Origin of the sequence: Colwellia sp. BRX8-4 (assembly GCF_014077345.1) — a bacterium.
Taxonomy (GTDB): Bacteria; Pseudomonadota; Gammaproteobacteria; order Enterobacterales; family Alteromonadaceae; genus Colwellia_A.
Map to the genome: position 1 here is coordinate 151,416 of NZ_JACGVS010000008.1, position 12,545 is coordinate 163,960.

The 12,545-nt window shown below is 36.7% G+C and carries 7 protein-coding genes; 5 read left to right on the top strand and 2 right to left on the bottom strand.

Annotation, left to right across the window (positions count from 1 at the left end):
* The first annotated feature begins 307 nt into the window (after positions 1-307).
* From H4J56_RS09105 to H4J56_RS09115, 3 genes are read left to right on the top strand one after another with little or no spacing between them, the layout of a single operon-like run.
* A complete protein-coding gene (locus H4J56_RS09105) occupies positions 308-1,567 on the top strand; it encodes a hypothetical protein (RefSeq protein ID WP_220465929.1) in 1,260 nt (419 codons plus the stop codon).
* A complete protein-coding gene (locus tag H4J56_RS09110; RefSeq protein WP_259364614.1) occupies positions 1,567-1,998 on the top strand; it encodes a hypothetical protein in 432 nt (143 codons plus the stop codon). The genes H4J56_RS09105 and H4J56_RS09110 overlap by 1 nt, the downstream gene beginning before the upstream one ends.
* Positions 1,988-3,589: a diguanylate cyclase domain-containing protein gene (locus H4J56_RS09115; RefSeq protein ID WP_182214167.1), complete on the top strand. Its 1,602-nt coding sequence runs from the start codon at positions 1,988-1,990 to the stop codon at positions 3,587-3,589. Before H4J56_RS09110 ends, H4J56_RS09115 begins: the two co-directional genes overlap by 11 nt.
* Before the next feature lie 98 nt (positions 3,590-3,687).
* On the opposite strand, the gene H4J56_RS09120 is transcribed toward H4J56_RS09115, so the two are convergent.
* Positions 3,688-5,268: an MCP four helix bundle domain-containing protein gene (locus tag H4J56_RS09120; protein WP_182231314.1), complete on the bottom strand. Its 1,581-nt coding sequence runs from the start codon at positions 5,266-5,268 to the stop codon at positions 3,688-3,690.
* Between the two features lie 423 nt (positions 5,269-5,691).
* On the opposite strand from H4J56_RS09120, the gene H4J56_RS09125 reads away from it, so the two are divergent.
* On the top strand, positions 5,692-6,348 hold the full coding sequence (locus H4J56_RS09125; RefSeq protein ID WP_182214170.1) for a PilZ domain-containing protein: 657 nt from the start codon (positions 5,692-5,694) through the stop codon (positions 6,346-6,348).
* Between the two features lie 248 nt (positions 6,349-6,596).
* Entirely contained in the window at positions 6,597-7,835 is a 1,239-nt protein-coding gene (locus H4J56_RS09130; RefSeq protein ID WP_182214172.1) for a response regulator, read from the top strand.
* Positions 7,836-8,009: 174 nt separating this feature from the next.
* Here H4J56_RS09130 and H4J56_RS09135 read toward each other — a convergent pair whose 3' ends face one another.
* The gene (locus H4J56_RS09135; RefSeq protein ID WP_182214174.1) at positions 8,010-12,380 is read right to left on the bottom strand and encodes a PAS domain S-box protein; all 4,371 of its coding nucleotides are present in this window, start codon (positions 12,378-12,380) and stop codon (positions 8,010-8,012) included.
* Between the last annotated feature and the right edge of the window lie 165 nt (positions 12,381-12,545).

Here is a 12,545-nt window from a genome sequence, read left to right on the forward strand (position 1 = left end):
TGTTGTTCTTGCTAGGACAAGTGTTTGTTAAATATATTATCCAACATTAGCCAAGCCAATAGCCAAGCCGATATCCAAGCCATTATTTCGCAGTCCAAGATTCGCCATTTATTTTGCTGATTAAGCATAGGTTTATGCGTTATCCTCCTGAGACGAACCTCAAAAGTCTATTAATTCAAAACACAGACGTTAACCTAGCACTCGTTAAAGAAGTCGTGGTATTTTATGGTCGAACAATAGGCAAATAAATGAGCTATCTGTTATCATTAATATCTTCAATATTATCAAACGAAAAAAGGCTGCTACCTTGTATCGATTTATTATCGCCACAGCTTTAGTTTTCACAGGCATTACTTATAATGCCTGTGCCGATGACATAAAAGTTGAATTTAGTGGTTTTGCCTCTTTAGCCCTTAGTTATAGTGACGATCCTGATATTGCTTTTAGTCCCAATTATTTGAATATTGACGATACAGGCTGGTCAGCTACCCGTGACTCAATTTTAGGTGGGCAAGCTAATATAACCTTAGATAAAAACTGGGATTCTGTTGTGCAATTTGTCCTAGAAGATCACGGGAATACAGACTTTGAAAATTACCTCGAATTAGCTTTTCTGCGCTACCGTCCTTCTCGTAATTGGGCTATTCGTGCGGGCAGATTAAACAGTGACCTTTATTTACTTTCAGAGTACCCGCACGTGGGATACGCTTATTTGTGGGTACGTCCGCCACATGAGTATTACTCTTTTGCAAGTACAGCGGGAAAATTTGATGGTGTAGATATTGAATACAGCCAATCAATTAATGATGGTTTTTTACGGTTAAAATTGGCTGCGGGTAACACGACTGCAAAATTAAAAGCGAATGGCCAAGACTTTTTTATTGATTTTGACCATTTAATGACTTTTAGCGCAACCTACGTACTTGATGCTTGGACCATGCGATTTTCTGTATCACAAGCCGATGCCGGGGACTATAAGTTCGAGGCATTAAATGAGTTTATTGATTTATTAAACTCTGTGCCAGCTCCTGTGTGGCCGCAAGCAGCGTCGCTATCAGCAAGTTTTGACACAAAAAACCATAGTATTGAATATGCTGCTTTAGGATTAACCTACGATAGTGATAATTGGTTAATTCAATCTGAAATAGGTATTTCAGAGTCTCCTTGGTTGGTTGCTTCATCAAATATTAATGGCTATGTGAGTGTTGGTTATCGTTTAGATAAAGTGACGCTTTTTTCCAGTGTTTCTATTTCAGAGAACCGCCATAAGATAACCACAGTTACTGCGCCCCAATTTCTTCCTGGTACGCCAATACAAGTAACCTTTCCATTACAACAGTTAGCACTTGCTTCAAAAGAGGCTGTTGACCGATTAGTGGTGCACCAACATTCAATTAATGTTGGCGTAAAATGGCAGGCGTCAGAAAATTTGATCGTTAAAGCGCAAATTGATCACTTTGATATTCAACCTTTTGGTGGTGGGTTATGGGGGATAAGTGATCCGGAAAATGTTGAAAAAGAGCATAGAATTAATGTGTTTACTGTTAGTGCGAACATGGTGTTTTAATGATGAAAAACCCCCTGTTATTAATGATTGGATTGGCTATTTTCAACTTTGATGCTGTGAGTACCGAGTTTGTTGTTGTGGTCAATAAAGACAATGCGATTAACTCATTATCTAAGCGCGAAGTGATTGACATTTATATGGGGCGTTATTTAACTTTTCCTGACGGTGAAATGGCACAGCCACTAGATTTGCCCTCTGAATCACTATTGAAGAATGACTTTTATCTGCAATTAGTTAATAAAAACGAGCAAAAAATAAACGCTTACTGGGCAAGGTTACTGTTCTCTGGGCGAGCTAAACCGCCGATCGCGGCTATTTCAATTGAAGACGCTTTGAACAAGTTATACAGTTCACCATATTCAATTGGTTATATACCTAAAGACCAGCTCACTGATGCTGTAAAAGTGGTTTATCGATTTAATGAAAATTAGTCAAAATCTTTATGTCAGAGTTCCATTGGCGATCGCTATTGTTGCCGTGCTAGTTGCGTTGGTTTCTTCAACGTTGTCCTATTATGCTGGCCTTCAAGAAAAGAAAGATACTAACTATTTGCTTGTTAAACAATTAGCCCAAACGATGGCAAAAACTGCGACGATATCTGCCTATTTAAATGATCGCGAGCTCGGACAGGAAATTATTAGTGGTTTGTTGAGTAATGATTTAGTTCAAGGGGCTAGACTCTCCGGCGAGGGCGAAATGAGCATTTCCAGTGGTGCTCTTAACAAACCACAAGATGGCATAGTTATCCAATTAATCCATCCTTTTATTGATGATACCCTTGTTGGCACACTTACTGTTTATCCAGACAATAATTATATTCAACAACAGGTAGAAAATTCACTTAAAAAAGAAGTGGCATTGATACTAATACAATCCATCATTATTGCTTTTTTTGTCTCTCTGATCGTGCACAGATGGCTAACTAAGCCTATTCAAAAGTTAACCGATAGCTTTACTACCATCAACCCTAGTATACCTAAAACAATGCGGATGTTGTTGGTGAAGCAAGGTGCCAAAAATGAAATTGGTAAATTAACAAAAGGTATAAACTCTTTAATGCATGAGTTACATCTTACTATTAGTAATGAGCGAGCATTGCGCGAAAAAACTCAAGAGTTAGAGCGTAAATTCAGGCTTATTTTTGAACAAGCGAGTGCTGGAATTTGTTTGCTCGATGAAAAAAACACCATTACCACTTTCAACCCAGCATTTTTACAATACTTCAGTGTTGCAGGACAGACAGACTTGGCCTCTTTACACTTTCCAACTTTATTAAATAATGTCGACAAACTCGAAGAGTTGTTATTGAGTATTCGCGCCGACAAGAATCGTCCACAAGTCACTCTAGACATAGAATGCCGCATCGGCAATAAAACGCTATGGCTGCACTGTTTATTCGCAAAATTAACCGAACAGCGCAGCAATGAGCGCAGAAGTGAACAAGGTAATTTAGTTGAAGTGATAATACATGACGTTACTGAACGAGCAGAACGAGAATTTCAAACACGTTTTGAAGCGGATCATGACCCTTTAACCCATCTACTTAATCGACGCTCCGGCGACAAAAAATTAGATAATGCCTTACTTTATTGTTTAGAAAATCAACAAAGTTTAGTGTTGATGATGATTGATTTAGACAAATTTAAACCTGTTAACGACACTTATGGCCATGAAGCGGGGGATAAGGTATTAATAGCAATAGCAAAACGTCTTAAAGCGCATTTTAACTTGGCAACAGACCTCTGTATTCGATGGGGAGGGGATGAATTTATTGTTGCCCGTCAGTTGACGAACTTTGACCAAGAGTTAATGCTTGAACAAGCCAATAATATTCTTGTTGAGATAGAGCAGCCCATTCATATTTCAAATAATATGCAATGCCAGGTAGGCGCAAGTATTGGTATTGTTGTTGCCCCTAAAGACGCTAAGGTACTCCACGAATTGATGGTTAAGGCAGACGACATGATGTACCAAGTTAAAGCTTCAGGACGAGGCCAAGTAGCATTTTATCAAAAACCATAATAAGCGTGCCATTGATAATCTTGTGCGGTTAACTTGTTTTAGATAGAGAAAAAATTAGCTGATTATTTTAAACGTGTTTAAGATAATAGCGAGTACAGTTAATCTTTATCATTAATTTTTGTTATCTTTTGGGGCGAAACCAAAGGTAATTCTAAGGTAAAGCAGGTGTTTTTTCCTAATGTACTGGCTACTCTAATTTTACCACCGAGTAAATTGACGACAATATTAAAGATGATGCTCAGGCCTAAACCTGAACCTCCTTCACCAAGCCTAGTGGTAAAAAAAGGTTCAAAAACTTTGTCAATAAACGCTTTTGGGATGCCCTTACCATTATCTTCTACTTTGATAATGACAACTGAATTATTCAGATAAGCTGATATAGCGATAATGCCAGAGTCTGTACTTTCAAAACCATGAATAATGGCGTTATTAAATAAATTAGTCATCACTTGCCCCAAAGGACCTGGAAAACTGTCCATCTCTATATTTTTATCAATTACGCAGTCGAAGGTTATCCCTAGGCGTTTTATTTTATGGTGATGTATACGGATCACTTCGTCCACGACATCAGATAAGAAAAATATACGTCTTGCCTCACTCGTTTGGTCAACAGCCACTTGCTTAAAACTCTGAATGAGAACAACAGCTCGGTCTAAAGAATTCAGTAAAATATCTAAGCATTCATTGACTTCTATTTCGAAACTTTCCAAGTCAGAACGTTTTACTTTTTTTTCTTTAAAACGAATTGAAAACTTTTGAAAGTTATCTTTGATTGTACTGCCTATCGTGACAGCTATGCCTAATGGCGTATTAATCTCATGAGAAACTCCTGCAACTAGTGAACCTAAAGAGGTTAGTTTCTCTGTTTGGATGAGCTTGTTGTGTGCATGAAATAATGACTCAAGCATAGTATTAAATGACTCAGCTAATTCGCTAATTTCATCTTTACCTTCAATGTCGAGTTGAAGGAGAAGATCACCTGAATGAGTAAGACTTGCTATATGGCACTGTATTTTAAGCAGTGGCTCTAATATTGTGCTGATCAATAGCCAACCAATAAATAAGCCAATGGCAATAATAATAGCGGTAACCAAAATAATAAGAGAACGCGTAGTTTGATGATGTTGATGATTACTGTTGTATAGGGCTTGAGCTCCATCAATATTAGTTTCTAGCATACCTGCCATATTGAGTTGCATGTCATTAAAAAGCACGCCATATTCTTCATTAGCTAGTCTATCTGCAGCAATATCTTGGTTGCTTTTACTTAAAGTGATAATTCGCTCGGTTAACAACTCAAACGTTGTTAATTGAGTTTTGAATTTATAGAGTAGTTTGGTTTCTTCGCCACTGTCTAATGTTTGTTCAAATTTAGTCAGTGAAGCACGGAAGTTGACTGATGCATTACTGATTTTTTGCTCAGTGTCTCTCATAGACTTATCGTCAGGAGAAAGAATATGACTTTTTATTAGTACAAACTCTTCATATAAATATTTTCGAGCGTCGGTAAGATTAACAAAACTGACAAAATAATTATCATAAATATCTTGACCGTTTTTGTTAATGGTGTTCGTTGAATTTATTGCAATAAGGGAGATGATTAAAGGTAATATAATAAAAACACTAATAGATAATGGGATTTTTTGTGAAATTTTCATGTTGCGAAAAAGTTCAATCATCAATAAGACTCTTTATAAAATTTACATGTTTCACGGTTTAGCTAATAAAAATACTAATAAATATTAACTAATTAGCTTATTAAAAGCCGATAGTGGCGTGCTCATTACCTTTTAACAATAGCTTAATATGAAGGTTAAAAACATCAGTAAATAACCTTTTGCCGATAGTTTAAAAGCTACCAGCGGTTACAATAGGCTATAAAGCCTATTTATAAAGTGTTGCTGCGCTTAATAGCGTTAAAAACTTGCAGTCAATTATATTATTATTAAAACTTTATCGCTTTGTGGCTAATAAATATTGATAGTATGAAAATCGATGATATATTTAATTTTAACACAATTAATAACCTGCAATGAATGAGTTGATAAGTTAACTTATCAATTTAAACCTCTACAGGGCATGGCTTACTAGGAGAACTATCAATGATTCGAGAAGATGTAACAAAGTCATTATCAATGCTAACCCCTGGCTCTGCCATTATTGTCGAAGTCTCAATTCCCCCCAGTAAAAAAATAAAATTTAAAAGTGTTTTTGTTGGTTTTTTACCCAAGCAATTTATGTTGATCCAATTACCCGATTTAAATCGTCATGTTGAGCTTACTGGCAATATTAATCAAGGGGTAGCCTGCACCGTTAGAAGTATCGTAGAAAAGCATGAAGGCGCGGTTGTTGCTTTTGTTACCAGTATAGAGCGCACGATAACTGTTCCAGCAAAAATGATTGTCTTGAACATTCCGCAACAGGTGGCCGTACGACCGCTACGAAAAGAAACGCGAATTGATACACAATTAAATATTGAAGCTTCGGTCAATAATTCGTTATTAAAAGGTATTATGGTTAATCTTTCATTAGAAGGCTGTTTATTAAGTGCCAAGAAGGAAGAAAATGTTGTTATCACCAAAGAAGATACCATTACCTTCGCTATTACTGACAAGGCCTTAAGTGACATCACATCAATAAAAGGTATTGTTTGCAATATTAAGTCATCGCCGACGATTGATTATTTTGGCGTTAAATTTGAAGATGAATCTTATGATGTTATTAAAAATTTGCTGATGAAAGTGATGTTTTCAAATTAACCCGTACACCTTAGCTGTTAATCACACTTTTGCTTCTTTTATATCCTTGATTTAGCTTATTTATATATTAATCTAATTGATAAGATGAAATGTATCCAAAGCATGCTCAACAGTGTTAGATTGTATTGACCTGAGCAGGGAAATTTACATACTCACTTATACTTTGATAAAGTCGAGTGGCCAATATTGCTAAGCAAGTTTTACACTCTTACAAGGTTAGCATTAGATAGTTGAGTCAAGGAGTTATAGTGCAGCATCATAATATTATTTTATACACGACCGAACGTGAAGATAGCGAGCTGTTAATTAAGGTGTTGATTGAACATTTTGATAAAGTACTTGTTGTTACTGCTTTGCCGGAGCTTGAGAAACAGCTTAAAGATGAAACGCCTAAAATAATTTTAATCGACGCAACCTCTTTTCAACGATCTTTAATGATCTATTACAGCTCGCTTAAATCAGTTTTAGTAGGACAAACGTGCGAACATTTTATTGTTTCTGTTGTTTCTGCAAGGGAAGAAAACGAAGCTTATGAAGCTTATGATAACGATATTATTGATGACTATATAATTACCAATCCGCTTTATGAGAAAAAACGTGCAGTTGTTGTTTGTTCTAATTTACTGACTAAGCTGGGCATTGGTCTCAAAAAAAATGCTGCCTTAGATTATATTTATAACAAAGAGTCATATGCAAAAGAAATTAGAGAAACGGTACTGCACGGCTTAGAGCTGAAAGAAAGACTTAGGTTGTCTTTTGAAGAGAGTATTACCGACGTTGAACACTCTATCAGTAAAGCAACAGAGCAAATTAAACTCAAACACAATGTTAATATTAATCTTGATGTAGTCAAGAATATTTTAGCGTCGATACGTTCAAACGAAATTCGACCTAGGCTGGTGGAACTGCAAAGTAAAGCATTAGACTTGCTCAGTGGATTAATCAGTGACGTGGAAAATATAGCACAAGAAAGTAATGAAGCGGCTCAATCTGATAAAAGCGAGCAAGTACATCCACCAACTTCTTTTAATAAGCTTTATAATGCAAGTAACGCCGATGCGGTAAAAGAATTAGATAAGATACAAGGGGATAATAAATCAGCCGCTATTAATATTCTATTGGTTGAAGATGATCCCATTAGCATACATTTAACCAATACACTGTTGCACAAGTATAAACTCAACGTTCAAACCGCTAGTACCGGTAGAACGGCCTTAATTTGTCTTAATAATATACGTTTTGATATCGTTTTACTCGACGTAAGTCTACCCGATACCAATGGTTTATATATTTTAGGACAAATGAAACAGGGCAACGGCAAAAATTTTGATACGCCACTTATTATGTTAACCGGTAATAAAAATAAACAAATAGTAAAAAAAGCTATTGAACTAGGCGCAAAAGGTTATCTCATTAAACCTTTAACGCAAGGCGTTGTTGCTAAGCTATTTAAGGAAAATAACATTCCTTTAATTGAAAAAAGATAAACAATCACAACCCTCAGTTAACTATTCGTGCCGTGGGTAAGTGGCCGACGTTTTCAGCAATTAATACGCTAAATAATAAGAGTATTCAGTAGCGACGTGTGATTGATGAAAACGTTTATAACAATATTTTCAGTCACCGCTATAGATAATCACTGACAAACGCCATAACATGGCCTAAAAGTTTGCCGCTATCTCGTCAGACACTCGAATAAACTCAGCATAAAGTTTATGGCTTAACGTTATAATTTCTTGTGTATTTTCTTCTTTAGCGAATTGTTCCAATTGCTCACAATAATGACCTAGTAATATCGCTCCAGCGCCCCGGGTTGAAGATTTAAGCTTGTGTGCCAGTTCCATTACACTCTGCCAATCTTTATCGGTAATGTGCACGGCTAATTCAGCGAATAATGGTTTGCTATGTTGTTGATAAAATTGTAAAAAGCTTTGTTGCGCTTCTTTATCATCACCAAAGCATTCAACCAATGCTGAGATGTTTATTGCCGGTTTTGCTATCATTTTAGTGACTTGTTCATCGGTCAATTCAGGTGGTGATTCTATTTTAAATTCATCTTCGAGTTCTTCTTCAACTAACCATTTACTGAGTAAAGCTTTTAAGCTATCTAGCTTCATTGGCTTAGTCACGTAGTCATTCATGCCAAGTTTAATGCAGTGTTCGGCTTCATTTCGCATCGCGTTAGCGGTGATTGCTATAATAGGTATCTGTGTTGTGCCGCCTTGTTCATTCTCTCGCACCTTTTGGGCAAATTCGAAACCATCCATGATCGGCATTTGACAATCTGTCATGATCAGGGAAAATGAATATTGCGTCATTTTAGTTAAGGCTTCTTCACCATGGTTGGCAATGATCACAGCATAACCAAATAGATTTAGCTGACGCTCTAATACCTGTTGATTAAAGACATTATCTTCAACAATCAAAATTAGTTTATTACTGGCTTGTGCTTCAGTAACACTGGGTATAGATAACGTCTTAATATCTTGCTTTAGACAACTTATAAGTGGATTTTTTTGATCCATAATACGGGCAATGGCCCAGTATATTTTTTGTGGTAAAAACGGATTACTGGCAATAGTTGTCGCGTGTTCAGGGTAAAAGGGTAAGTCGAAGTCATGCCACCTTTCAAGGATCAGTATATTAATATCCTCATCACTGTTGTTGGGTAACTGCATTTTAACTTCTGGCCAAAGGCTAATAACTTGTTCTGCTGAAATAATAATAAGATCATAATTTTCAGCAGAAATAAGCTTGCTTAATTCTGTTGGCGAACTTGGTGCTAAATGACAATGTGCGCCAAGCTCTGTTAGACCTTTGTGCAAGATATTATCGGTAATTCCATCGTAAGCAATGAGTAAAATATTTAAATGATAGAGTTTTACGCTCAGGGTCGATGTCTTTTTATTTTCAGTTGCTATTAAAGGTAAATCGACATGAAATTCTGTACCATCACCTATCACGCTTTGACAACTTATTTGTCCTCCCATCATAGTGGTTAACTTTGAGCAAATAGATAAGCCGAGTCCTGTGCCACCAAACTGACGATGAGTGCTACTGTCTGCCTGTGTGAAAGCATCGAATAAATGAACTTGTTGATCCTCACTAATACCAATACCATTATCTTTAACCGTTAATCGAAATAATTTTTTGTTTTGGCTATTATCTAAATAATCAAGCTTAACCTCAATAAGGCTTTGCGGCTGTTCATTGTTGTGAGTAAATTTAATCGCATTACCTAATAAATTAAGTACAATTTGCCTTAACCTAATGGGATCGCCTAGCATTGACTCAGTCATATGATGATTAGATGAACAAACCAACAATAATCTTTTGCTTTGTAATTGCGATGATAGTAACTCTGCAGCGCCTTCAATAATCTCTGTCCAGGTGAACGGTATTGACTCTAAAGTCATTTTCCCCGCTTCTATTTTTGAAAAGTCGAGCACGTCATTAATGATTTGTAATAACGCCCATGCTGAATCTTTGGCAACATTGGCTAAATGGTATTGATCATCATCTAGTTCTGATTGCTGCAGTAGCTCTAACATACCAACAACACCATTCATCGGTGTTCTAATTTCATGGCTCATTGTTGCTAAAAACTGCGACTTAGAGTCGCTTGCCGCTTCTGCTGTTAAACGTGCTTGTTCTAATTCTTGCTGAGATTCTTTTAAGTCAGCTAATGTCTTTTCTGTTCTGTTACGTTGGTATTTAACATCAAGCAGCACATTGAGTGTCGCTTGACGAGATTGTTCTTTTTCAGCATCAAGTATTTCACGCTCTATTTCATTCTGTTTAATGTTGGTTATATCTCTGACAATACCTAGCATACTTAATGGTTCGCCACTTTCATCACGGGTAACCTCAGTTGATGTATTGATATACCTTAATTGCTTATCAGCTAATATTATTCGGCATTCATAGTTATAAACTTCTAACTTATTTAAGGCTTTTAGTTGGTGTATTCTAAATTGATAACGGTCTTCTGGATGGACAAGGTTTACAATAAGCTCTGAAGTCAAAGGCGTAGAATTTTTCTCAATACCTATTAATCTGTGCATGCCGTCTGACCAGTAAATGATATCGTTTTTAAGATCTTTCTCCCAACACCCCAAATGAGCAATACGTTCAGCCTCTTTTAAAAAAAGCTGCTGTTTTAGTAGCTTATCTTCATTGGCCTTTTGCCTTGTTATATCTTGATTTATCGCAAGAAAATGATCTATTTTACCATTACGGTCTCTAATGGGGGTAATGTCGGTAGTGCCCCAATAACAGCTACCGTCTTTTTTCTTATTGTATAATTGACCACTCCAATGCTGGCCTTCAATAATTTTTTGCCAGAGCTGCTGATATTTATCGGTGTTTTTGTGTCCAGAATCTAGCAGGTTGGCATTTCTCCCTAAAACTTCTGTTTTTGAATAGCCGGTAGTTTCGCTAAAGGCTTTATTGACGTAGACAATTTTACCAATCAAATTGGTGATCAATATCGCTGAATGACTTTGTTCAACAGCACTTTCTAGTACCAGCAGTCTTCCTTCTAATTGTTGTATTGTGCTTAAATCAGAAATAATGGCAGTAAAAATATTATCTTGAGTAGTTTTATGACTGCTTATCGCAACACGAGCTGAAAATTCCCGACTGTCACTAGCCTTAGCCCGCATAATTCTGAAGCTGTCACATACACTGCTATCATTAATGATGTTTTTGATCCATTCCTGCAAGTTTTCTTGTTCGTTTTTCATAAAAAAGTCATTGAAAAACATCGACTCCGCGCCTTTCCTATCAACCAAAAACAGTAAGCCAGCGACTTTATTAAAGCGTATTATTTCCCCTTTTGCGTTAAAGGATATAATGGCATCAGGAGCGTTATTAAGCATAGAATAAAGGTACTGCTCTGAATCGAAGATGGCAGCTGCGCTGCGTTTTTGCCAATAAAAAGCAATAACTAAAATAAACAAACTCAATAACACCGTTTGCAATAGCTGCCAGAAAAAGCCATGTACTATTTTCTGTTGAGATTGCAATACATCCACTTCACTGACTTCTGCGCCGATACCTAAGCCTAAAGTACTGTTCCACAACCAAGCGCCTAATACGGGCTGGCCACGATAATCTAAATAGCTTTCTTCGCTGTAACCTGTGTTGCCTTCTAATGCCGACTGAGCCAATTTTGTATAAATGGGGGCTTGCGTTTGTTCACTAGTCGTTGGTTTCAACGGAAGCGTTAATGATATCGCTAAGACGCTAGATTGCTCTTTCGTTAGTCTTCCCTCGGACCTAAGTTCTGGCTCAAATTGACTGGCGGTTAATAAACGAGCTTTGGTGTCAAAGAAGTATGTTTGCTCTGATTTCCAAAAACTGTGCTGCTGTACTGTCGAAGAAAAAGCGCCAAACGGATTTAAACGTATGGCGAGCGCAGCAATAACTTGTTGTTCATTATCAAGTATTGGCGCAATAATAAAAGTTGTTGGATATTTTTGCTGTAGTTTTCCCTGAATGTTGACTAAAGGGGTTTCTGATAAAAGCGGAGGAATAAAAACGAGCTGACCATTGAAAACTTCAACAAGCTTTTTGGGGTATTGTTTAGCGATTATGTTGGGTTGCCCAATTAAGCCAGCAACCTTGGCAGTGAGGTTATTATAGTCAGGGGAAATAACATAAAACCCTTCATTTTCCTCAGCCAGAAGATAAGGTTCTAAAAAAGCAGTTAAATTACCAGTGGCTTTTGTCACCGCAGCAGAGTCGCCAATTGCTTGGGCCGCAACTAACTGTTTGACTTGTTTGACAACAATCGGTGAGGTTGACCAAGCTTTTACCTTGTTAAAATGAGACCTAACCCAGCCATTCTCTAGTAAGTCATTACTGACATTCACTCTGGCCTTTAAAATTTCTATTGCTTGTGTTTTTAGGGTATTTTCAACTTTGTTAAGGCTATACCAAGCTATTATTGTTGAGCCAATTAAAAATAGCACTACGGCTGCAGTGATTAGATATAGAGGAGATTTATATAAATTTGCGTATCGTGACATAATTACTTAATCCATTATTATAATCTTTATTTTGGCAGTCTTTCACCCGTGATACTTTCTTTTAAATAGTGAGCTTTGTTAGCGTTTATATCACTTTGTGATGAAAAACTTTTAAACACTCTTTATCGTTTAGTTAATTGCTTATGATGTTGTTATATATTTATT

What these genes read in the sequence shown, in the direction of transcription:
- H4J56_RS09135 (WP_182214174.1), bottom strand. Translation starts at nt 12,380, where the DNA reads ATGTCACGATACGCAAATTTATATAAATCTCCTCTATATCTAATCACT.
- H4J56_RS09120 (WP_182231314.1), bottom strand. Translation starts at nt 5,268, where the DNA reads ATGATTGAACTTTTTCGCAACATGAAAATTTCACAAAAAATCCCATTA.
- H4J56_RS09115 (WP_182214167.1), top strand. Translation starts at nt 1,988, where the DNA reads ATGAAAATTAGTCAAAATCTTTATGTCAGAGTTCCATTGGCGATCGCT.
- H4J56_RS09110 (WP_259364614.1), top strand. Translation starts at nt 1,567, where the DNA reads ATGATGAAAAACCCCCTGTTATTAATGATTGGATTGGCTATTTTCAAC.
- H4J56_RS09125 (WP_182214170.1), top strand. Translation starts at nt 5,692, where the DNA reads ATGATTCGAGAAGATGTAACAAAGTCATTATCAATGCTAACCCCTGGC.